General features: G+C 48.6%; 19 protein-coding genes. All 19 read right to left on the bottom strand.

Annotated features, from left to right (window positions below):
- Positions 1-111: 111 nt before the first annotated feature.
- The 19 genes from HP552_RS12645 to pxpB all read right to left on the bottom strand — a co-directional run bounded on the left by HP552_RS12645 (position 112) and on the right by pxpB (position 22983).
- Complete coding sequence (locus HP552_RS12645; protein WP_175395821.1) at positions 112-1635, bottom strand: PH domain-containing protein; 1524 nt, start codon at positions 1633-1635, stop codon at positions 112-114.
- The gene (locus HP552_RS12650; protein ID WP_246310862.1) at positions 1628-2131 is read right to left on the bottom strand and encodes a PH domain-containing protein; all 504 of its coding nucleotides are present in this window, start codon (positions 2129-2131) and stop codon (positions 1628-1630) included. The genes HP552_RS12645 and HP552_RS12650 overlap by 8 nt, the downstream gene beginning before the upstream one ends.
- Before the next feature lie 30 nt (positions 2132-2161).
- Positions 2162-3253 carry a LolA family protein gene (locus HP552_RS12655; protein ID WP_175395822.1) on the bottom strand — a complete coding sequence of 364 codons (1092 nt, stop codon included), beginning with the start codon at positions 3251-3253 and terminating at the stop codon, positions 2162-2164.
- Positions 3254-3286: 33 nt separating this feature from the next.
- Positions 3287-4750, bottom strand: coding sequence for a sensor histidine kinase (locus HP552_RS12660; RefSeq protein WP_175395823.1), 1464 nt, complete (start codon positions 4748-4750; stop codon positions 3287-3289).
- Complete coding sequence (locus HP552_RS12665; RefSeq protein ID WP_175395824.1) at positions 4747-5457, bottom strand: response regulator transcription factor; 711 nt, start codon at positions 5455-5457, stop codon at positions 4747-4749. The genes HP552_RS12660 and HP552_RS12665 overlap by 4 nt, the downstream gene beginning before the upstream one ends.
- 202 nt (positions 5458-5659) lie before the next feature.
- Positions 5660-6712 carry a phosphotransferase enzyme family protein gene (locus HP552_RS12670; RefSeq protein ID WP_175395825.1) on the bottom strand — a complete coding sequence of 351 codons (1053 nt, stop codon included), beginning with the start codon at positions 6710-6712 and terminating at the stop codon, positions 5660-5662.
- A gap of 251 nt (positions 6713-6963) precedes the next feature.
- Complete coding sequence (gene pstB / locus HP552_RS12675; RefSeq protein WP_175395826.1) at positions 6964-7719, bottom strand: phosphate ABC transporter ATP-binding protein PstB; 756 nt, start codon at positions 7717-7719, stop codon at positions 6964-6966.
- Between the two features lie 12 nt (positions 7720-7731).
- Positions 7732-8619: a phosphate ABC transporter permease PstA gene (gene pstA / locus HP552_RS12680; protein WP_175395944.1), complete on the bottom strand. Its 888-nt coding sequence runs from the start codon at positions 8617-8619 to the stop codon at positions 7732-7734.
- Positions 8620-8621: 2 nt separating this feature from the next.
- Complete coding sequence (gene pstC / locus HP552_RS12685) at positions 8622-9557, bottom strand: phosphate ABC transporter permease subunit PstC (RefSeq protein ID WP_246310863.1); 936 nt, start codon at positions 9555-9557, stop codon at positions 8622-8624.
- A 114-nt stretch (positions 9558-9671) separates the two neighbouring features.
- Complete coding sequence (locus HP552_RS12690; RefSeq protein WP_175395827.1) at positions 9672-10604, bottom strand: phosphate ABC transporter substrate-binding protein PstS family protein; 933 nt, start codon at positions 10602-10604, stop codon at positions 9672-9674.
- 742 nt (positions 10605-11346) lie between these two features.
- Positions 11347-12639, bottom strand: a complete 1293-nt coding sequence (locus tag HP552_RS12695) for an arsenic transporter (RefSeq protein WP_175395828.1) — start codon at positions 12637-12639, stop codon at positions 11347-11349.
- Positions 12640-12778: 139 nt separating this feature from the next.
- The gene (locus HP552_RS12700; protein WP_246310864.1) at positions 12779-14875 is read right to left on the bottom strand and encodes a methyl-accepting chemotaxis protein; all 2097 of its coding nucleotides are present in this window, start codon (positions 14873-14875) and stop codon (positions 12779-12781) included.
- 226 nt (positions 14876-15101) lie between these two features.
- Positions 15102-16145 (bottom strand): EAL domain-containing protein, encoded by a 1044-nt coding sequence (locus HP552_RS12705; RefSeq protein WP_175395829.1) that lies wholly within the window; start codon positions 16143-16145, stop codon positions 15102-15104.
- Positions 16146-16355: 210 nt separating this feature from the next.
- On the bottom strand, positions 16356-18617 hold the full coding sequence (locus HP552_RS12710) for a bifunctional 2',3'-cyclic-nucleotide 2'-phosphodiesterase/3'-nucleotidase (RefSeq protein ID WP_175395830.1): 2262 nt from the start codon (positions 18615-18617) through the stop codon (positions 16356-16358).
- A gap of 481 nt (positions 18618-19098) precedes the next feature.
- The gene (locus HP552_RS12715; RefSeq protein WP_095291705.1) at positions 19099-19515 is read right to left on the bottom strand and encodes a pyridoxamine 5'-phosphate oxidase family protein; all 417 of its coding nucleotides are present in this window, start codon (positions 19513-19515) and stop codon (positions 19099-19101) included.
- A 403-nt stretch (positions 19516-19918) separates the two neighbouring features.
- Positions 19919-20377 carry an NUDIX domain-containing protein gene (locus HP552_RS12720; RefSeq protein WP_175395831.1) on the bottom strand — a complete coding sequence of 153 codons (459 nt, stop codon included), beginning with the start codon at positions 20375-20377 and terminating at the stop codon, positions 19919-19921.
- A 61-nt stretch (positions 20378-20438) separates the two neighbouring features.
- Positions 20439-21203, bottom strand: a complete 765-nt coding sequence (locus HP552_RS12725; RefSeq protein WP_175395832.1) for a 5-oxoprolinase subunit PxpA — start codon at positions 21201-21203, stop codon at positions 20439-20441.
- Positions 21203-22228: a 5-oxoprolinase subunit C family protein gene (locus HP552_RS12730; RefSeq protein WP_175395833.1), complete on the bottom strand. Its 1026-nt coding sequence runs from the start codon at positions 22226-22228 to the stop codon at positions 21203-21205. The genes HP552_RS12725 and HP552_RS12730 overlap by 1 nt, the downstream gene beginning before the upstream one ends.
- Entirely contained in the window at positions 22225-22983 is a 759-nt protein-coding gene (gene pxpB, locus HP552_RS12735) for a 5-oxoprolinase subunit PxpB (protein ID WP_175395834.1), read from the bottom strand. The genes HP552_RS12730 and pxpB overlap by 4 nt, the downstream gene beginning before the upstream one ends.
- Positions 22984-23000: the final 17 nt, after the last annotated feature.

The raw sequence follows: 23000 nt of genomic DNA on the forward strand, positions 1-23000 counted from the left end.
AAGGATCATGCCAAACGTTGTTGTTCACGTTTAGTTAGCCTCCCAAACATAAAAAAGACTGCCGGCATTCCGGCAGCCTTAAATGGGTACATTCTTCGTGATATTCGATTTTCATCTCTTCATAAAGGCAGAAGCCTGCCGAAACCAGTCCTTAACAGCATTGGCCTGTTCCCGTTCCAGAAAAACCGCTTTAAAGCCGATTCGATTCACCATAAGTTTCGCCCGGACGGATAATAAGGATTTGCTTCGCTGCCCAGACGTAGCAACAGTATTCACCGTGACCACATGAGGCCGGCGCATTAATGCCGTACTGCGGGATATGGTCCGGTGGCGAAGTGTTAACAGCTTACCTTGAATACTCATCCCCTCATCTTTGAAGCATCCGTATCCCCACACGGCGCATAAGGGCAATAAGAGAAACAGCAGTGCGCCTGTTGGGCCCAGAAACACGGTTCCCGCCGTTCCGAGCACGGCTGCACCAAGCAATTTCCAGCGCATGAACAGCCAGAGGGCCCGCTTCGGAGGGCAGGTAACGGGTGGCTGTAATTCGAATTGCGGTACAATTCGGGCAAGCAGCTCATTCACATCACGAAGCGGCAGCAGCGGATGCAGCATCATTTTTTTCTCCGTCTCTGAAGTCAGAACAAAAATCTCCACCTCGGCATAACCAAATGGCTGTCGCAGCAGCCCTTCCTTGACCTCCACTGCCTGTACCTTACCAGGAGAAAACACATGCTTTTTCCGGTCGAGCAGACCGGAGACAATGGTAATATTACCGCCTTCCTGTTCTACGGTAAATCCGGCATATTTGATCGTGAACAGCACTGCCGACAGGATCCAAGCCAGCAAAAACATGACGGGAACAAGTCCGAGCCACCAAATCGCTGACAGCTGTCCAGCCCGTTCAACCAGACTGCTGTAGAAATGATCCGGTAGCAGGTCATCTGCGAATGAATAGACCCCTGTACCAAATACCACAACAAGCGGCAGATTCATCGTTGTCAATGCTCCGGCAAACAGTCTGCCGGCTGACAGCCGCAGCAGAACCTCCCGCTCTCGCTGCACAAGGGGAGCAGGCCCCTCCTGTATAACCCCCTCATTCTGCTCAGGAGATTCTCCCTCTTCATGGTGAGCATGCTCATGAGCATATTCGGCTGCGGCAGGTGCTTCCTCTTTCTTCGCAGCTTCACTTCGCTTCTGATATAGCCATTGCTCTACCCGCTCGGCCTCCGCAATTGCCAGAGCGGGTAGCACCCCATCCGCCTCTGCGTTGCCTCCAGGCGTCTCAATCTTGAGCTGAGCCAGCCGGAGGATCCGCTGAATCAGAGGCTGTTGTGTCTGGATGGAGTGAATCCGGCTGAAATAGATCGATTTCTCCTCCCGGACAAATATGCCCCGGCGCAGAACAATCCGATCTTCCTGCAGCGTATAGCTGAATTTACGCCATGTAAACCAACCATACAAGACAAAAGGCAGCACGATTACTACAATCGCCGCAGCATAACCGTACCAGGGGAACTTGCTCCAGTTCACGCCTTTGATGATGAGCAAAACGAGGATTGGAATGATGGACTTCATTACGCTAAAAAAGGGGAATAAGACGTACAACTTATGTAGACGCTTCGGTTCATTCATCGTGATCTTCCACCTTGGCCAGATGTCCGATATTGCGCTTCAACTGCTCCGCTTCTTCCCTTTCCAGTCCGGCAATGTGAAGCGTGGCTGCTGCCGTAACGATGCTGACTTTGGCAAGCCCATACTTTCGCAGCAGCGGACCACTCTCCAGTTCCACCTGCTGTACACGTGTCATCGGCACAATCGTATCCGTCTGCCACAGCCAGCCGGAGTGAATTTCCAACTCGTCTTCAGCAACCCGGAAACTGAAATGCCGGTACCGCAATCCAGGCAGAATCCAGGTGTACCAGATTAGTGAAATGATGAAAAGCCCCACACCCATCCAACCCGGCCACTGTACCCACTCCTTAACCCATGCGACAATCAGATATGCGATGGCCAGAAGAGTCAACAGCCCGTTGACCATTAAGGCCGTCAGGGCTGTTGCTTGTTTGGCTTTGGGGTGGAGACGCCGCAGTTCTCCGTTATTATGCTCTGTGTAATCCATTGCTTCCATTGCTTAACTCACACTCTCCTACAATTCGAATTAAAGCTGATTGGGCAGTGTCAGATCCTTCGCCCACGCTTGAAGCTTCTCCTTCGTCCATTCTTCGTTCTCACCCATGATGGAGTAGCGCAGTCCATTCTCGCTCCATGATATGTTCCGGATGCTCTTCATATACGAACCCTCGGTGTCCCGAACCTCAATCTTGGACTCATCAGGCAGCAGTGTATCATCACCATTTTCATCCGGCGCCTGGAATACCGTCAGACTCACTTCCACCTTGTTGTTGTTGACATAATACAAAGTCACTTCGTCCCTGCCGAAATCTCCACTTGATGAATACATCTCAATCCGTGACAGTTCAAGCGCACCGTTCATATACTGCAGAAAGGGTTGTCCCAAAGCTTGTTCAGCTTCTTCCAGACTCACTTCCGAACTCTGGGTTAGATCATTCAGATCCTTCACATCAACCCCCTTGGGGATGTCGATCACGAACGTATCCTCAGAAAATTCAGGATCATATTGAATCGGATCATAGACCATTTCAGACTTTTCATCACCATATGTGCTAATGACTTTAACAATCATCCACGTTTTGGGGTCTACCCAATACTCGGAGGAGATGGATAATGTGCCTTCTTCTTTTGGCGTCAGTTTAATGTGAATGACATCCTGTCCGTGAAGCTTTTCCTGTCCCATCATATCCACATCATGGGAATCCCGCAACCGTTCCAGCTGATCCACCAGCATCTGCTTTTGAGTCTGTTCAGGCTGTTGTCCCATGGCAGATACGTCCATCGAATAGGCCGTACCCGTCTCCTTTTCGTAAATGGTAATGTCCGTTCCGTTATTGACCGCGTAGCTTACGTTGCCATTCTCCTCTGTTTCTGTGCGCTTACGCCCTGTCTCTCCGTCGACCCATTCCTTGATGTGCATGGTGTGGTTCAGCTTGTCATCCGACCACACCTTCATGACACCTTCAGCGTAATACGAAGCGGGTTCCGTTTCTGCACTGACGACCTTCTCGATCATCTCATCACCAGACAGGCCGAGCATATCCTTCTCCGCACAACCCCCGAGCATTGAACCTGCAAGTATGGCCGTTCCTAGCATCATCCATCCTTTTTTCATCATACCACTCATCCTCTCTTATTTCGTTCAAAATCTCTACGCTTCAGGCAGTCGGCATGCTGCCAGCGTTCCGTATCCCTCGGATGACCACATGCGCATATCCCCTCCGTGCCTTATGGCAATCCGTTTGGCTATGCTCAATCCCAGACCCGAACCTCCTGCATAACCGTTCTCCTCCTGATTCTGATGTTGAACATAGGGCTCGAAAATGCGACCCAGCTGTTCTTTAGGAATAGCAGGTCCTTCATTTTGCACCAGGATCAATGTTGCCCCTGCTCTGTACTCATTCAGCTCCAAATCCAGCGAAGGCATGATCCATTCCGGCAGCGGCTGATCTGAAGCAATGACACCCAGCCCCATTACACCATTCGTCCTTGTGTGGCGAAGTGCATTGTTAATCAAGTTATCTGTCAGGCGCATCAGCTGTTCGGGATGAACCTGGTACAGGTGGTTTGTGCAGACAACCGTCCTCACGTCAATTTGTTCACGCTCGGCGAGTTCCCCATAACTCCCAAGAAGCATGTCGAAGAATTCTTCACCTTCCACCTCAACCATGGCCATCTCCGATTCACTGGAACCCAGCGCTGTATACATCTCAAGTTCACCAATCATCCGTTTCATCCGCTCCACATTACCAAACAGCACGTCCCGGTACTCCTGTCTCTCCAGTGGCTCTAAGGATGTATCAACACTAAGCGCCTCCGCATAGGCACTAATGGACATTAACGGTGTCTTCAGGTCATGAGACAGCGAGGCGACCATGAGCTCTTTCTCTTGCTGCTCCTTCTCCACCTCTGCCTGAGTCTGTCTGACTTCCTCCTGCATCGCATCAAATTGCTGCAGCAACGTACCCATTTCGTCACGACGTATCGGTACATCATTCATAGGAATTTCCCCCTGCGCAAAAGCATGCATCCTGCCCATCAGTTGTCTCATCGGGCGAAAAAGCTTTCTGGATAGCAGCCAGAGCACGGTGCCATATAACAGGATAAAGAAAACGGCGGCGGACCCAATGACCCAGGTTGTCCGAATAGAGATGCCTTTAAGCCACTCTCCACGGAGCATGGTGATTTCATAAATGCCAACCAGTTCGCCCTTTTCCCATACCGGTTTTTTCAGCGTAAACGTGCGATGACGAGTCTGCATATCGTACAGATCCCGATATAATTCCGAGCCCCTGACAGTATAAGCACCGGCAGACCAGGTATCCCCGCCAGATGTATACACCCGAATGCCTGATGGCAAATACAAATCAAAGTTCACTTGTTCATTCGCCAGTTTGGAGAGCGTAGCATAGGCATCAGCCGATTGCAGACGGTACAGACCTGGTTCAGATAATACCTGCTCAATAGGAGCCAGCCGTCCGGATAACTCCACATACTCCGTTACGGCAAGCTGTTCGTTATAGTAGTTGTACAGGGAGAATAGCGCCCAGCCTGCGGCGACAGGCAGCAGCATCACAATGAGAAAAGCAATCATCAACCAGTATTTCAGCTTCATTCCAAAGGATCCCCTACAAATCGGTATCCACTGCCCCATACAGTCTGAATCCAGCGTGGTTGGTGGGGCTCATCACCCAGCTTGGCCCGCAGGCTCTTCACATGGACGGTAACCGTGCCTGAGCTTCCCGCTACCGGCTGATTCCATACATGTTCATATAGTTCCGCCTTGGTGAATGCCCTGCCCGGATGAGAGGCGAGCAATGTGAGCAAGGCCCATTCCTTGTTGGTCAGTACGACATCTTCCCCATGAAGCTGCACCCGCTGATTCAATAGGTCGATCGACAACCCGTCGTTATATAGTTGATGGGTTGAGTCAGGCTTGTTGCCCTGATATCTACGGTATCTGCTAAGATGGGATTCAATACGGGCCGTCAGTTCCGCCAGGCTGAATGGCTTGGTAATATAATCGTCAGCTCCCAAGCCAAGACCTCTGACTTTGCTCTCTTCTTCGATGCGTGCACTCATCATGAGCAGCGGAACGTCGCTGATCAGTCTGATATTTTTGCATACCGTGAACCCGTCCATTTCTGGCAGCATCAAATCCAACAAAACCAGTTGGTAGGTCCCTTCTCTGAAATCTTCCCAGCTCTCCAGACCACTCGAAGCCCAAGTCACCCCGTACCCCTCACGCCGAAGATGGTCCATTAAAATGCGGGCAATTTCCGTGTCATCCTCCACCAGCAATATGTTTATGTTGTCTCTCATCGCTGTTTCATCCTCCCCATAACTGTATTGTAGTGAAGAATGTTCATCCCTCCGCAGAGTTTATACTTTCTTCATAAATGCGTTTCTTTGACATAAATACAGTAAAGCGTACGCAAAAAGAGCCCCCTGATCCCAGGACGCCCCCTCTTCCATTGGTTGACGCATGCTGTCGTTATGTCTTCCTTTCTGATTACGAAATAGGCTATAGATCATAGAAGATTTGTTGATTCTGGATATATGGCCGGCAATACTTGCTGCAAAGCTTGGGCATCCGATCCTTCATCCACTCATGCCTGGACTCGTTTCCCATTTGGAAGGCAAAATAGCCAAACGTAAAGATCAGCATGAATCCTTCCATCAGCCTGATCTCTTGTTCCGTGAGCGGGGCCCTTTGTTTCGTATACCCGGACAGGAACACATCCCGTTCTTCCCGGTTGAAGATCAAGGCCGCACCTCCAGCATCAAAGAGATAGTAACCATAACCGTACAAACAGAAGTCTATCATGGAAATCCCCTGTTCCGTCACCAGCAAATTGCCCCGGGTGATGTCTCCGTGAATCACTCCCCATGTCTCCGCATGGTGGGGGTATGCTTCCAGCTGTTTGTTGATATTATCGAATGTCTCACGTATCAGTTCAAAATCTTCTGGAGTAAAAATGCTTAATCTAACGCCTTCCTCGAGCTGCCTGAGCATGTTCAGATTTTCCTTGATGCTGCCGTAAGATGGGCGAACATCGGTCTGGTCTGCCCGAAAAGCTGCCTCTTCCGATCCCTGACCAGAAGTCTCAGATGTCTTATGTACACGACCATACTGATGAAGCGTCTGCATCTGCTCCCCCAGGTCATGAACTTGCTCCGCAGTCAGTCGCTCTCCTTGCTGAATGTCTCTGCCTTCAATCCATTCCAGCACCGTGCAATAGATCTCTTCCCCACTTTCCGAGAGCCAGACCGTAACCCAATCTCCAGATGAATTACGAACGGGAATCTGAACACGTAATCCGGCAGTTGACTTCAATTCATGGAGAAGATTCATCTCCGCTTCCAGTGCCGGGCGTGTATGCTGAATCCCCGTCATGCTCGCAAAAGCAGCCTTATGTATACGCAGCAGAAACTTTTGTCCGCTTGCCTCATCAACGACTTGATACGTCAGGTTTTCATTGTGACGTATAAAAGAAACTAATGGATTATTCAAGGGGTAGTGTGTTATAACCTCAGCTGCCAAGTTGTCCAGGGATCGTTCATGGGACGTCGCCACAGTTAACAACTCCTTCGGGGTTTATAGGTGATCGGTCTTCCATCGCTAATCCTTTGAATGTAAATCTGCAAACGTGAAAAGTCAGCGTAACTCTGGTTATCGTAGCATGATTGTTTTTGCCATGGCAAACTCTACCATTATTAAAATATAAAAAGCATAACCCCAAACTTTGTCGTTTGGGTGTTATGCTTTCGTCTCTAGTTATTTCTTTATATTACACTCTATCCAATGCAATGCACTTCAAACTTCAATTAACCGAAACGTCCCATAATGTATTCTTGCGTCAAACGGTTGTCCGGGTTGGTAAAGATATGCTCCGTATCCCCATGCTCAATCATGCTTCCCAGATAAAAATAAGCTGTGTAATCCGAGATGCGTGCCGCTTGCTGCATGTTATGGGTTACGATGACGATCCGAAGATCCTTCTTCAGCTCGGAAATCAATTCCTCCACTTTACCGGTAGATACCGGGTCCAGTGCAGATGCCGGCTCATCGAGCAGCAAAATTTGAGGATCAACAGACAATGCCCGAGCAATACACAGACGCTGTTGTTGTCCACCAGAGAGGGACAGGGCCGACTCGTTCAGTCTGTCCTTCACTTCATCCCACAGCGCAGCGCGGCGCAAGCTTTTTTCCACAATTTCATCCAGATCCTTCTTACCTTTAATACCGCGGTAGCGGGGGCCAAACGCGATATTGTTATAGATGGACTTATGAAAAGGATTTGGCTTCTGCCACACCATCCCGATTTTCTGGCGTAGTTTAATTACATCCGTGCCTGGCTCGTTCAAGTCTTTACCATCCATCCAGATGTGTCCCTCTGTGCGGGAGCCGGAAATCTCATCATTCATGCGGTTGAGGGACCGCAAGAACGTGGATTTCCCGCAACCTGAAGGTCCGATCAGCGCTGTTACACTGGCTTCAGGAAACGTCAGACTGATCTGCTTAACCGCCTGAAAATGTCCATAATATATGCTTAACTGTTCCGTACCGAAAGGTATGGCCATGTTGGTTCCTCCTTATTTCGAAGCTGTCATGCGGCGGTATACAACCCGGCCGATCCAGCGTGCACTCAGATTGAACGCCAGCACAAGAAGAACGAGCACGGCTGAAGCGCCTGCTGCCACTTCCTTGGAATCTGGCCCAATGCCTTCACTGTTGACTTTCCAGATATGAACGGCAAGTGTCTCTGCCGGACGGAACGGATTGAGCGGCGATCTTGGGCTCGTCGGATTCCAGTCTGTGAAGTCCAGTGGCGGACTGCTCATTCCAGCCGTAAACATCAGGGCTGCTGCTTCACCGAAAATCCGGCCGGAAGCCAGGATTGTACCAGTAATCAAGCTTGGCAGCGCCACCGGCAGCAGGATGGAGGTAATGATCTTCCATTTGGACAAACCAAGTGCCAGTCCTGCTTCCTTCTGTTCCTTCGGAACAGCCCGGAAAGCCTGCTCCGTAGTCCGCACCATGAGCGGTAAGTTGAATATCGCGAGCGCCATGGCTCCCGAGATCAGGGAGAAGCCAAGACCGAACGTATTAACAATCAACAAGAGACCGAACAAACCGATAACGATCGACGGGAATGAGGACAATACCTCGACAACCAACCGGATGAAACTTGTAATCTTACCTGGCTTAGCGTACTCCGCCATATAAATTCCTCCGCCCCAGCCGAGCGGAATGGTAATAATCAGGGTTAAGATCAGCAGGAAGATCGAGTTGAAGAGCTGTGGACCAATTCCGCCGCCACCTTTGAGCAATTGCGGTGCACTCGTCAGGAAGTGCCAGTTAATTTGTCCCACGCCCCGAAACAGGATAAATCCAAGCAAACCAAGCAGCAATACGACGATGAACAGGGCTAAAACAACAATGACAGACGTAGCAATTTTATCTACCGTTTTCGCCTTCATTTTCATACCCGGTTCCTCCTTTCGAGCAAGCGAACCAGAATAACGAATACAAACGTCATCACAAGCAATACAAGCGCCATACTCCAGAGTGCATTATTATGAACAGAACCCATCGTGGTATTACCCATACTCAGGGTGATTACACTTGTTAAAGTGGAAGCTGATTCAAGCAGGGATGTCGGTACATGCGGAGCATTACCAATAACCATCTGTACTGCCAGTGCTTCACCAAAGGCACGCGCCATCCCCAGAACGATCCCTGTCAGCAAGGCTGGCAGAACCGTTGGAATAATAACACGGTAGATCGTCTGCCAGCGCGTAGCGCCCAGAGCATAGGACGATTCACGCAAGCCTTTGGGCAGAGCAGACAGAGCATCTGCCATGATACTTGTTACGGTAGGCAGAATCATAACAGACAGAACCAAACATCCGGCTGCAATCCCGATGCCGGCTCCGCCGAAGATGCTGCGCAATAAAGGCACGATAACACTCAGACCGATAAAACCGTATACGACGGACGGAATACCGGACAACAATTCAATTGCAGGCTGTAGGATCTTTTTCCCTTTACCCGGAACAATCTCCGTCATAAAGAGTGCCGCACACAAACTGAGCGGGCTTGCAATCAGGGCTGCCAGCAGGGTGGTTGTGAAGGAACCGGTGATGAACGGTAATGCTCCATAGGCTGCTGGTTCTGACGATGGACTCCACGTTTTGCCGAACAGGAATTCACTCAGGCTTACGCCATCCTTAAAAAAGGTTGAGAGACCCTTGGACGCTACAAAAAAAACGATGGAAAACATGACAACGATCAATAACACGACACAAATCGACGTATAGATCCGTCCTGTCCACTCTTCCCAGAAATGTTTCTCTCTCAAGGGCCGGCGTGACTTCAACTTGCTGTTCATTACCGTTCCCCCTTCGGTCTGTTCCATAACAACCATCCTTCTATAATAGAGTAATGTAAAATATGGGATTATTTCAGTTCAAACCGCGCAAAGAGGCAGGACCTTAGTCCGCCTCTCTCGCTGTATGCGCAAGTTCAAAGATTATTGAGTCAAGTTACCCGCTGCATCGCGTTTCACTTTCATACCGGATACCGGAATGTAACCCAGCTCCGTTACGTCGTTTTGTTGAATTTCGTCACTCAACATATAGTCGAGGAATGCTTTAGTCGCTGCATCCGGCTCACCTTTAGTGTACATGTGCTGGTAAGCCCATACTGGATATGTTCCAGCTTCTACGTTCTCAACTGTTGCTTCTACACCTTCGTATTTCAATACTTGCAAGCTGTCATCCAGGTAAGACAGAGCCAGGTAACCAATTGCTCCCGGAGTCTCGGACACGAGCTTCTTCACTGTACCGGAGGAATCTTCTTGAATGGATCCTTGGATATCTTCTACTTTCGTTCCCAGAGCGAAGTTCTCGAATGTTGCACGAGTACCGGAGCTGCTAGGACGGTTAACGATAACGATCGCTTGATCTGCACCGCCAACATCTTTCCAGTTTGTGATTTTACCGGAGAAAATGTCGATCAGTTGTTGCTTCGTCAGGTCATCTACACCTGCATCTTTGTTGCTTACTGGCGCAATAGCTACAACAGCTACTTGGTGATCAACCAGTTCTTTTGCTTTTGCTTCGTCTTCCAGCTTCTCTTCTGCAAATACGTCAGAGTTACCGATTGTAGCTTGTCCGTCGGATACTTGAGTCAGACCCGTACCACTACCGCCACCTTGCACTTGAACTGTTACATTTTTATATTCATCAACTGCCATAAATTTTTGTCCAGCTTGCTCTACCAGAGGTTGCAGTGCTGTTGAACCAACAGCCAGGATGTTTCCGCTAAGCTCAGCAGCTGCTTCGCCTGATCCTGAACCATTGCTTGCGGCGCCCTCTGTACCAGCGTCATTTTTGGATCCGCATGCTGCGAGTACCAGTACGAACGTTAAGGTCATCAAAATAAACGGCAACTTTTTAAACATGTTTTGTTTTCCTCCCCCAATGTAGTGATGGCGTTTTGTGAATTTGTTTGTTCACCATCAACTCTTTTATCATTGTAGTTTCGGTATGTCATCTCAAAATCAATGTTTTGTAAACGCAATGTTAAAATTATGGGCGGTGTTTTGAAGTATATGGAAGACAAAGATCAACAATCGAGCGACCGTTCCCGTTCCGGATCGTTCTTCCGATCGCTGTATTGGCTCGGCCTCACGTAAATTACATAGTGCCACTACGCTGACAGAACAATCTTCCGATCGCTGTTATCCCCGGATTTCATTCATTTTTTCCCTTTGGTAAAAATCCGGTGATAAAGGCGAGCGCTTCGCTTCTACAGATTATTTCTGTCCTCTCCGTTCCAATGTAATGTTAAAAACTCCAGGCAGCAGGCGAATGCTTCGCTTCTTCAGAATCGATTCCGTCCCCTCCACTGCTTCGGTGTTGTTTGGTCGCTTCCAGACGTTTCAATCCACCGCCTGGGAGAGGCAAGGAAAAAAATAGACCAGCCAATAAAAGGCTGGTCTTGTTTAACGTCGTTTGTAAATAATATTTAAACTTCATATATAGAAGAAAAGAAAAAAGCCGCCTCTCCTCAGGTGCATGGTACACCAGAGTGAAAGCAGCCTTTTACGAAAGATCAACCAACAATACTATTGACGAAATAAGATGGACTGGCCTATTTACACGAGAACGAAGAGTGCTGAACCAATCTGGAGAAGGTTTATACTAACCCAAGATCCACAGCCATAGTGCCAGTCCAGCCAGGGTGATTAACAATGTAGGGATCGTCAGGATCACACCTGTCTTGAAGTAATATCCCCATGTAATCTTAACGCCCTTCCGTGACAACACATGCAGCCACAACAATGTGGCCAGTGAACCAATCGGAGTCATTTTGGGACCCAGATCGGATCCGATCACGTTGGCATAAATCAACGCTTCTCGAACAATGCCTTCGGTGTGTGCCCCCTGGATCGCCAGTGCATTAATCAGGACGGTTGGCAGGTTGTTCATCACCGATGACAATACCGCAGCAATTAAACCCATGCCAAGCGAAGCAGCAAATAGGCCATGTTCTGCAATGGCATCAAGCCAGCGGCTTAAATGATCTGTTAACCCTGCGTTACGCAGCCCGTACACCACGATATACATGCCTACCGAGAAGACCACAATCGACCATGGCGCTTCCTTGACGACACGCTTCAGGTCAACCGCTTCGCTCCTGCGCGCCATCATGGCAAACAGCAGAGCGACTGCGCCAACGATAACCGATACCGGAATCGGCAGAAACTCACTGGAGATGTAAGCAACCAGCAGCAGCACAAGCATAAACCAGGCAATACGGAACATCCGCGGATCGCGAATGGCTTCCTTGGGGTCACGCGCAGCAGAGATCTCGTAGTGCAGCGGTATGCTTTTACGATAAAACAGAAACAGCATTCCCGTACTCGCCACAATGGAAAACAGATTGGGAACCATCATCCGCGCGGCATACTCCACAAAAGTAATACCGAAATAATCGGCAGATACAATATTCACCAGATTGCTCACAATCAGCGGCAGTGACGTTGTATCGGCAATAAATCCGCTTGCCATGACAAACGCAAGTACCATGCGTTCATCGAATTTGAGCGCTCGCACCATGGCAAGGACAATCGGAGTCAAGATGAGCGCCGCCCCATCATTGGCGAATAGAGCGGACACGGCTGCTCCGAGTAAAATGGAATAAATAAATAATCTGCGTCCGTTTCCTCCAGCCAATCTCGCCATATGAAGGGCAGCCCATTCGAAAAACCCGGTCTCATCCAGGATCAATGAAATCATAATAATGCCGACAAATGCCAGCGTTGCATTCCATACAATGGATGCCACATCGGCGGCATCATTCAAGCTGACGACACCACACAGCAGTGCCAGCAAGGCCCCGCCTGAGGCAGACCAACCGATCCCCAGTCCACGAGGCTGCCAGATCACCAATGTAACCGTCAATGCAAAAATTAGTATTGCTGCGTATGTCATAAATCCTCCTGTACCTCACCCTATCACTACTATTATAAATACACCGCAATTGAAGCGAAAAACCAGACGATATAGTTATACAGGGCAGCAGGAGGATTGTCTATCTTTATTTTTTCTATAAATAGATTCTGTCACCGGGTTACGCTTGATTCTTGTTTTTCGGTGTTTCTTCGACCATCTTGAACATGCCCAGCAGTCCTTGTAACTGTTCCGCCATACTGTTCAGATGTGCCGAAGACGAAGCGATCTCTTCTACAGAGGCCAGCTGTTCCTCGGAGGAAGCCGAAACTGATTCCGTATTCGCAGCACTCTCCTGGGTTACGGTGGAAATATCATTCATGGCTCGTGCAACACGAGCCGCCCCATCCTCCAGCTGCTTCGTTGTTTGAGACAGATCATCAAGTGTGTGGGCCGCATCTTCAACGGCCTCCAGGATCTGGGCGAATGACTGTCCTGATGTGTTTACTGCCTGAATTCCGTCCTCCACTCGGGTTTGGGCAGCCGTCATGGCGTTCATCGCAGCATCCATGTCCAGGCGAATATTATGAACGAGCTCACCAATTTGTGCGGCCGAGCTGCCCGATTCTTCCGCCAGCTTCCGAACCTCTCCCGCTACCACGGCAAAACCACGACCCGCGTCACCCGCTCTTGCCGCTTCTATAGATGCATTTAATGCAAGCAGATTGGTCTGTTTGGATATGGACGCAATGATATCAACCATATTGCCAATCTCTGTGGACCGCGCATTCAGAGACTGAACCACCACTGCCAGTTGTTCCACCGTCTCCTGAATGCTGGCCATTTGTTCCATAGCCTGTCCTGCGGCTTCATTCCCTGAATAAGCTGCTCCGGATGTATTCCGCATATTCGCTGTAATGGACTGCATGCGTTCAGACATAATACGAACATCTTCAGCCATACGGCCCATCTGTCCCGATCCGTCCGTTACACTTTTGACTTGCTGCTCAGCGCCTTCCGCAAGCTCCTGAATAGACTGTGTTGAATGCTCTATGGCTTTGGTTGTTTGCTCCGCACTTGCGGACAATTGCTGGGAGGAAGCCGATACTTGTTCCGTCGTTTCCTGCACACCCAGAATCATCATTCGGAGGTTATCTACCATACGTTCAAAATACTTGGCGAGTTCGCCTACTTCGTCTTTTCGTCCAGTTTCCATTTTGACCGTCAGATCGCCCTTACTCACCGCTCTGGCAGACTCTTGCAAACGCCGGATTGGACGCAGCATGGAACGCGTAAACCAGATAATAAATATCAGCGTAAGGAAAGTTGCAGCCAAAATAACGATTAACGTTGCCATACGAATGTCTTGGCTGGCATGGGACAGTTCACTTTTTTTCATCGTACCGGCAATTTTCCAGCCCGTTGCTTCATTGGTTGAGAAGATCATCATTTTGGATTCACCATTGTAGGTGTAATCAAACGTTCCTTCTTTGCCTGCGTACATGGGATCAAGTTCTGTGGACGTTTCTTGTGTACCGGATTCCACCACAGGTGAGGAGATATAGTTTTTCTCCGCATCCAGGATGATGACATATCCTTCCTTGCCCACCTTGATGGAAGCCTGCTCGCTAAGATCCGTCAGATCCAAGGACAACCCCACCACACCGGATTGATCCTCTAACGTTTTGGAAATAAAAACAACGGTTACTCCATCTGTATTCTTGGATACAGCCGAGACTGCAGGAGTTCCGGGGCTCTCCATTGCAAGTTTGTACCAATCCCGTTCCCGTGGGTCATAATTGGATCCCTCCGCACTGCCTGCTGTTTCTTTTCCCCGAATCATAATGCCATCTTCAGTTCCTACAAATATATTCATCGCATCAGGATGCAATCCCAAATATTGCTGAAGTTTCATCTCGGCCTCAGAACTGCCATTTTCCCTACTAAGCAAGTCCGTTCCAATCAAATCGGCAAAATAATTGATATCATGAATCTTCGCATCTATACGGGTCTCAATCATTGAATTGGTTGTGCTTACACTTTGTTTGGCACTATCCATCAGTTGGCCCTCAACCGTACGATCGGCAATCATCAATGTGATGATCCCAATGGTCAAACTGGGCAGCAGCAACACCGCCAGAAAGGACACCAATAGTTTATTGCGTATACTCCAGACGAAGCCCTTCTTTTTGTTCTTCTTTTTTGCTTTATTCTCTTTCTGTTTGGCTGGTTTGGCAGCATTTTTTGCTTTCCCTTGATCCAGAGCTTCACCCATCATGCTTCTCCCCCTAAAAATATGAATCTGTCTTTTTCTGTATGTAGGACCCTATCCATGTCAAGCTAAACCCTTATTTTATAGACCTGAATGGATGTACAGGCTTATCTTTTATATCGGCTAAAAGTTCGTATTTATTTGATTGAAAAAAATGACATGACATATCAAACAAGCCACCCCGTTTATCCGAAGTGACTTGTTTATGTATTCTATTATCGAGCCTATGTATCTAGGCAGACGTTTGACGATATGGACCCTGCGGCGGCTGAGCTGATGGTTTGCCAAAGTAGTATCCCTGAGCCAATTCAATGCCTATCGAACGACAAAAATCAAATTCCTCCATTCGTTCGATCCCCTCCGCGAGCACACGTCCCCCAAACCGGCGTGACATCTCGACAATATCGATAATTTGCTGTTGTTTGACCTGATCGGTATCACATTGATCGATTAAACTTCGATCGATTTTGACAAAATCCGGCTCCAACCGATTCATTAATTCAATGGTCGAATAACCGGCCCCGACATCATCCAGTGCAACCGACATTCCACGGGAACGATACACCGAGAAGATATGCTGCAGGATGGACATATGCTGGATCTGTTCCGTTTCCACCACTTCAAACACAAAATCCTTGGGATCCAGTGCCAGTCGCTCAATGGCTTCAAACGTATGGGTCAGGCAATATTCGGGATTGTATATAGAGGAAGGCAGGAAGTTGACAAAGCGTTTAACACCATGAGGCAAAAAAGCTGCACTTGTCTCGATCGCCGTAATCCTTGCGGTCCGATCCAAGAAGGAATGCAGACCAGTATCGCGGGCAACCTCAAACAAATCATAAGGACTAAATGGTACTCCATTATCGGCAGGTCGCAGCAGGAACTCGAATCCGATAATCTGTTCCCTTGCATCGACAATGGGCTGCATGTGACTGCTGAATTGATTGTTCAGAATGATAGACACCAGATCTGCATGCTTGAATCGGGATTCCAGCATCTGAGAACTAATCCAGCCTGTCGGATCAGCTGTTTCATGGATCGGAGTTACCTGTACTGTAATGGACTCTGCCAGGGTCTCTTCGAGCTCCTGTATCTCCTTTAGCCAGTTGAGTACTGAGTCAGAATTCGAATAAGCCATCCAAATTGCTTCTTCCGAATGTTCAACATGCACACCCAACGTTCGCAGCGCTTCCAGCAAAACAGGGGAAACGGGACGCAGATACAGAGTACCTTGATCCTCAATTGGATAGATTGGACTGCAGCCACTGCAATTCATGTAGAACCCCCTTGCCGGTATATGATTCTATTTCAATTAATCTTTACTGGTATATACCCAAAGTTTGTAAATATTATAGCATGGGTCATAAAATTAATCTCTACTGTTTTGATGACTTCCTGTATGAACGTTATTGCTGCAGTCTTAAACATATTTGCAGAAAAAAACCGACAGTCTGATGACTGTCGGTCTTCATTTTCCGCTTATTAATTATGAAGCGGGAATTACGATTTTCTGTCCAACTTTCAATTGGTGCACATTTGAAATTTTGTTGGTTGTAGCCAGCTTGCGCCAGTCCACACCATACTTCAACCCGATGCGGTACAGGTTGTCCCCTTTTTTCACCACATACACGACTTTGCCTCCTGCTGGTTTCTCAGGTTGCGGCACAGGTTTAGGTGTTGGTGCTGGTGTCGGAGCAGGCGTTGGCGTTGGAGCAGGCTCCGTCGTACCCGGTTCCGGAGTTGCTGTCGCTTCTCCAGTCAGTTTCAAGCCATACTCAGCAAAACCGTCATCATTGGTACCAATGAAAGACATCGCAGGGTTTGCTTCAACCAGCCCTTTGGCATCCGGTGAAGATGCGAACACCACTTCAAGATCGTTCAGCGCTGCTGCAGTGACACTTGCCGAAGGCTTGATTGGCGCCAAGGACCAGTTGCCATCCGCTGCCGGATTGATCGTTTTGTTATCACGGATATAGTCAATGATCACTTGGCGATTCTCGTCCGGTGCAGCCAGAACGATACGTTTGCCGTCCGGATTGGCCAGTTTGGACGAGGAAGCACGATAGTTGTTCGTCGCCACGATGAACTTTTGCTCCGGATCAATCGGTTTGCCATTAAAGCTCAGATCTTTGATCCGGCTTGCCGATGCATTAACAACGGTTGCTTTTGCATCATACTTCGCCGGCTGTGTTACATCAATTTGATAGGTTACGCCGTCGATGACATCGAAGTTATACGTTGGGAAATCCATGTTGATCAGCTGCTGTTGTCCACCCTTGGCCGGGTCGATCTGGTTGAACTGGCCTGCAGACCATTCGAGCCATTCCTTGATTTCGGCGCCGTTAACCAGAACCGCATGTACCGTATTTGGGTAAACGTACAGATCTGCTACATTCTTGATCGCAATAGTTCCTGCAGGGATGTTGGTGTAATACGAAGCACCTGAACGGCCGCCGGCTTTAAACGGAGCTCCAGCAGACAATACCGGGATATCTTCATATTCTGTTCCTTGCATATGTTTCTCCACATACCATTTCTGTGCATTTGTCACGATCTGAATGGATGGATCATCCTGAACCAATGCGAAGAAACTGTTGATTGGTGCTGTCGTCTCTCCAACCGGGCCACGCACATATTCAAGTGTGCCTTCATGTTCCTCATGAACAGCATCGACGATCTCTTGGTCAGCATCAACAAGTGCTTTTTTGTTGGCAGTGTCATAGATTGGACGCGCCTCAACTGCGGAGTCCACCACATTCCATTTGCCGTCTACCAGTTCCAGATCCAGGTCGATGATCCCGAGGTGGTCACCCCAGAAACCTGGCTCAACGGAAGGAACACCGTTAATAGTACCCTTTTCAAGATCTACGCCTTTTTTGCCGGCAAAATCAGCACTTGGGAACACTTTGTGGGCATGTCCAAACAAAATGGCGTTAATGCCTTCCACCTGACTCAGGTATAACACCGAGTTTTCCATCAGATCCGTTTGAGGAATATCCTCAAAACCGGAGTGGGGAATCGCCACGATAATGTCTGCGCCTTCAGCCTTCATTTGCGGGATGAACTTTTTAGCGGTAGCGATAATATCCTTGGCAATGACTTTGCCTTCCAGATTAGCGCTGTCCCACTGCATGATTTGTGGCGGTACAAATCCAATGACACCTACCTTGATGGTGTGCTCTTTGCCACTTTCATCCGTTACTTTTTTGTCCAAAATTTCATATGGCGTGAAGTAGTTCTTGTCATTGGTTTCATCGTCGTCACCGTCATCCACATAGACATTGGCATTAATATAAGGGAAGTTCGCGCCTTCAAGCGTCATGTCCAGGAAATCCAAACCATAGTTAAACTCGTGGTTCCCGATGTTTCCTGCATCATAATCGAGCAGGTTCATTGCTTTATATACAGGGTGAGTCTCGCCCTTTTGAAGTGGATCGATTTTGGCTACATAGTCTCCAAGCGGGTTACCCTGAATCAGGTCACCATTGTCGAACAGCAGGCTGTTTTTCGCTTCATCACGCGCTTTTTTGATCAGCGTGGCTGTTTTGGCCAAGCCGTACTCATCCGTCTTTTTATCGGAATAGTAGTCATAGTTAATCAGATTGTCATGAATGTCTGTAGTTTCCATGATCCGCAATTTTACCTTGGCAGCATCTGCAGCCGATACAGGTACCGGAAATACTGCAAGCACGTTTAATGCAACCAAAGCGGCAGTCAGGCTCGATAATACTTTTTTGTTCTTTCTCAAAATAACCCCTCCCGGTTATGTACATTGAATCATGCCCTAGTATGCAAACGAATAGGCGCAGAAATAGGATAGATTTCATGGGTTGTGCGTACTGGAACCCCCGGTCTCTACCAGCAGAATTTCAGGTTAGTTTATCTCACATGAACATCTATTCATATCTGTGCGTATCGTTTACATTCCAAATCATAACGCAATGTGAAGCGGTTGAAAAGCATTATTTTTTACTTTATCCGCACATATGGAGATAACTTTACATAATCATGCGGAATTTCGACATTTTTCTCGCTATTTTTGTTAATATATAGTTTACGTTTGATGTTAAATACGTATATTACACGCGGCTTACATGTATATCCAATTTCCCTTGTTCTTTTCCATAGAAAAACCGTGAAGCCACTTGGCATCCACGGTTAATATGTCCTTTTAGATATAGCTGGGCAATCATCCCTTCTACTCCAAAAGGTGCTTTATTGGGATTATGTCACTGTTCCCACACCTGATGTTCATGATCCTTGCCTGTGTATTCAATCCGAACCGGTGTAATATCCAAAATGACATAATTCGGGTCGTTCGGACCGTCAAACCAGGCTTTCAGTTCATCATTCCATACTTCTTCGCGCAGGTTCTCATTCTTGGTCACTTCACAGGTTCCCTCAATCTCTACCACTTCTTTGGAGCCACCTGCCTCGTAGCCGAGCAAAAGACTTACATTCGGGTTGTTCTCAAGCTCCTCCACCTTATGGGTACGGCGGTTCGTCGCCAGATGAATATTCATGCCATCGTTAAAAAGCGCCATATAGCGTGATTTCGGTTTACCATTTTCCACAGTGGAGAAGCTGCAAAAAGGGTTGTTTTCCAATGCCTTTACAATGTTTTGTTCCAGTTCAGTCTTATTCATGGGACATGCTCCTTCCGGTTTGGGGTTTGTTTTGATGAGCATGTGGGCAATTGTTACGGTTACGGATCGTTCTTCCGATCGCTCTTGTCTCTAAATTTTCTTGATTTGATCTTTATAAGGTTATAATTCAGAGACAAACGCGACCGCTCACGCTTCTTCAGAATCGATTCCGTCCCCTTCACTACTCCCCAGCTCTTCAAATCTGGGATTGCTAGGCCAAGTGCATTAAATATGCTTATTAATCACCCGTCTTGTGGGCTTCCTCAGTTCTTCATGTTAGCGCATAACCATCGGCCTGCTTATATAAGTTGTTGTGACATAAAAGCCTGTACTTATAGTGTACCCACCCCACCTATGGTGAATCCATGAATCTGTTCTTAAACGTGACAATATTGGAAGAATACTAGTTCAGATCCCCCAGGTAAATCCGTGATGGCAAACGCTTCAGCAGCAATTCGCCAATGGTTTTGGGGTACAGCCGGACTGAAGGCAGATCTTCAAGTGCGATCCACTCCACCGCGACCTGATGATCATCCGGATTGGAGCCTTCGAACACTGTCGCGCCTGCATCTTTCAGGGTGCATTCGAAATAAAATTCAACCTGGTGGACGTCTGCGTCCCACTCGGCAAATTCATGATTTTTTCCGATATACTCTCGGATATGCAGCAGCTCTCCTACCGTCACTGCCTGTCCAATCTCTTCCAGACACTCGCGGGCAACCGCATCCTTGAGTTCTTCACCCTTCTCCTGTCCTCCCCCGGGGAAAACATAGGCTGTACCGTATTGGTCCTCCAGTCGAATCACAAGTAAACGTCCGTCATGTATAATGACCGCCTTAGCTGAGTTGCGTATGGGTTTCATCGTGTTCATCTACTCCTATTCATTTCATATGTATTGCTGATAGTCCGCCTCCGAACCACTCTTAAGGCGTTCCTGCAGCAGTGAGGATCATCCCTTCAGCTTCAAGTCGAATGCGGATCTCCCTCGCAAAAAAAAGGGCATGCTCCCCATCACCATGTATACATATGGTCTCAGCCTTTAGGGGAACCTGTGCGCCTTCCGTGGAAACAACGATTCCTTCCCTCACCATACGCAGAACTTGGGCCAGCGCCAGTTCGGTCTGCTGAATAACTGCCCCGGCTTGACTGCGAGGTGTCAGTTTCCCATCCGAACCATAAGTACGATCTGCAAACACTTCGCTCACACTGCGCAAACCGATGCGATCCGCTGCCTGTATGAGCTGGCTGCCTGCTAGACCATATAAGTACAGTTCAGGCCGCACGTTGTAAACAGCCCGGGCAATAGCCTCAGCAAGCACCATATTCTCTGCAGCCATATTGTACAAAGCGCCATGTGGTTTTACATGATGCATACAACCACCGTATGATCGGACAAAGGCATCAAGCGCGCCAATTTGGTATACCACCATGTCATAGGCTTCCTGTGGTGTAATTTCCATACGTCTCCTGCCAAATCCCTGCAAATCCGGCAATCCGGGGTGGGCTCCAATTGCAACCTGATGTTCCAAGGCCCGCTCCACGGTTGATCGCATGGTCGCCGGATCCCCCGCATGGTATCCGCAAGCGATATTGGCGGAAGTAATCAGCGGCAGTACCGCTTCATCCCACTGCATTCGATATACACCATAACTTTCGCCCAGATCACAATTGATATCCACCGTCTTCATTAATGGTCCCCCGTTTCAATCAATCTTCTGCGGATAAATGCTGCACTCAACTGTAATTCCCGTTCCTGGTGAAGGAACAATTGCTGCGCTTTTTCATGTGTAATTGGCTGAAAAGCTACCCGTATCCCTGGCCTCGCCTGGGCCAATACGGGCAAATCCACCCGGGCCACCTGAGCAATGACAGGATACCCTCCAATGGTTTGATGATCTGCCATTAATATGATAGGCTGACCATCTGCAGGCACCTGTACTGTGCCGTAAGTAACGGCTTCCGATAACCGGCTCAGGGGTTGTTCAAGCTCTAGCCTCGCGCCTTCCAATCGGTAACCCATCCGATCCGACTGGGGACCAATGACATATCGCCCCTTATAAAATTGCTCCAGACTAGCCCCGGAAAACCTGGAGTCATCCATGCCTGGCATAACACGGATCACAGGCTCAGCCTGATATGAGGGCCATTCCCTGCTTGATAGAAACCACGCAGCTGCCTTCATTGGTAATTTTTCCATCTTGGCCTGTCTCAGCAATTGATTGAGCATGGCTTGCGCTTCGGGAGAGGCCTCTCCCGTTGGCAACATATCTCCTGCACGCAAGGCACGGCCGTCCAACCCACCCATACCTGTTTTGAGATCCGTACTTCGACTTCCCATAATCTCAGGCACCACAATCCCCCCGGCAATCGCCAGATATGCCCTTAATCCAGATCGGCACTTTCCTAATTTCAATACACTCCCAGCCATTAGCGCGACCGGACGCCAGAGCGGAACCGGCTGGCCATCTACAGATGCCGACAAGTCCGCTCCACATAAGGCGATCAGCTGATTCTCTTGAAATCGAAGCTCAGGTCCCGTCATGGTCATTTCCAGCACGGCTGCACTACGGCAATTATTAACCAGCATATTGGCCGCTCTGGCGGCAAATGTGTCCATGACCCCGCCGGGATGAACTCCATGCCGTCGATACCCGTATCTTCCTTCATCCTGAACCGTGGACATCAACCCTGGGCGAATGACTTCAATCCTCATCCTTCGCTCTCCTTCCATTCCTTATAATCCTGCTCGGTAATCGGTTCAAAACGAACCCGATCACCTGCCTGGAGCAGGCTTGGCGGATCATGTTCGGGGCGAAACAGCGTCAGAGGCGTTCGTCCAATACATTGCCATCCACCCGGAGTGGCTACTGGATATATTCCCGTTTGCTCGCCGCCGATGCCTACGGTTCCAGCCTCCACCCGCAGCCTTGGAGTTGCCCTTCGGGGTGTAGCAATCCGTTTAGATAAACCGCCAAGATAGGGAAATCCCGGTGCAAATCCGATCATGTGAACCAGGTAATCCCCCGATGTATGGATGGCAATGACTTCATCTGACGTCAACCCATGTTCTTCTGCAACATGCTTCAAGTCAGGCCCAAATTCACCACCGTAGCAAACTGGAATCACAACGGTTCTGGCGTGATCATGTACCGATTCTTCCAGCATGTTTAACCGGGCTAATAACATAGTGCACACATCTTGATAAGGGGAAGATATTCTTGCTCCTTTTCCTGCCGTTGATACAGCAGTCGATGCAATAATGAGAGGATCATAGAACAGTGCGACTGATGCAAACGATGGCACCAACTCGAGCATGCCCGGAAAAGGATTTTGTTCCAGTAAAGTACAGACCGAGATCACTCTGCGATGAACCTCATCCGATATGGTTTCTCCACACCGAATCATCACTCCAGCCTCACCCAGTGGAGACAGCATCTTTTCTGTCCACGAATACTTGGTTTTGCTCATGTCATCTCCCCCCTTGC

Origin of the sequence: Paenibacillus xylanilyticus, assembly GCF_013359935.1 — a bacterium.
GTDB classification, from domain to species: domain Bacteria; phylum Bacillota; class Bacilli; order Paenibacillales; family Paenibacillaceae; genus Paenibacillus; species Paenibacillus xylanilyticus.

Bases quoted from the DNA above. Each gene is read 5' to 3' on its own strand.
- HP552_RS12645 (WP_175395821.1), bottom strand. From the start codon at position 1,635: ATGAATGAACCGAAGCGTCTACATAAGTTGTACGTCTTATTCCCCTTT.
- HP552_RS12650 (WP_246310862.1), bottom strand. From the start codon at position 2,131: ATGGAAGCAATGGATTACACAGAGCATAATAACGGAGAACTGCGGCGT.
- HP552_RS12655 (WP_175395822.1), bottom strand. From the start codon at position 3,253: ATGATGAAAAAAGGATGGATGATGCTAGGAACGGCCATACTTGCAGGT.
- HP552_RS12660 (WP_175395823.1), bottom strand. From the start codon at position 4,750: ATGAAGCTGAAATACTGGTTGATGATTGCTTTTCTCATTGTGATGCTG.
- HP552_RS12665 (WP_175395824.1), bottom strand. From the start codon at position 5,457: ATGAGAGACAACATAAACATATTGCTGGTGGAGGATGACACGGAAATT.
- pstB (WP_175395826.1), bottom strand. From the start codon at position 7,719: ATGGCCATACCTTTCGGTACGGAACAGTTAAGCATATATTATGGACAT.
- pstA (WP_175395944.1), bottom strand. From the start codon at position 8,619: ATGAAGGCGAAAACGGTAGATAAAATTGCTACGTCTGTCATTGTTGTT.
- pstC (WP_246310863.1), bottom strand. From the start codon at position 9,557: ATGGAACAGACCGAAGGGGGAACGGTAATGAACAGCAAGTTGAAGTCA.
- HP552_RS12690 (WP_175395827.1), bottom strand. From the start codon at position 10,604: ATGTTTAAAAAGTTGCCGTTTATTTTGATGACCTTAACGTTCGTACTG.
- HP552_RS12695 (WP_175395828.1), bottom strand. From the start codon at position 12,639: ATGACATACGCAGCAATACTAATTTTTGCATTGACGGTTACATTGGTG.
- HP552_RS12700 (WP_246310864.1), bottom strand. From the start codon at position 14,875: ATGATGGGTGAAGCTCTGGATCAAGGGAAAGCAAAAAATGCTGCCAAA.
- HP552_RS12705 (WP_175395829.1), bottom strand. From the start codon at position 16,145: ATGAATTGCAGTGGCTGCAGTCCAATCTATCCAATTGAGGATCAAGGT.
- HP552_RS12715 (WP_095291705.1), bottom strand. From the start codon at position 19,515: ATGAATAAGACTGAACTGGAACAAAACATTGTAAAGGCATTGGAAAAC.
- HP552_RS12720 (WP_175395831.1), bottom strand. From the start codon at position 20,377: ATGAAACCCATACGCAACTCAGCTAAGGCGGTCATTATACATGACGGA.
- HP552_RS12725 (WP_175395832.1), bottom strand. From the start codon at position 21,203: ATGAAGACGGTGGATATCAATTGTGATCTGGGCGAAAGTTATGGTGTA.
- HP552_RS12730 (WP_175395833.1), bottom strand. From the start codon at position 22,228: ATGAGGATTGAAGTCATTCGCCCAGGGTTGATGTCCACGGTTCAGGAT.
- pxpB (WP_175395834.1), bottom strand. From the start codon at position 22,983: ATGAGCAAAACCAAGTATTCGTGGACAGAAAAGATGCTGTCTCCACTG.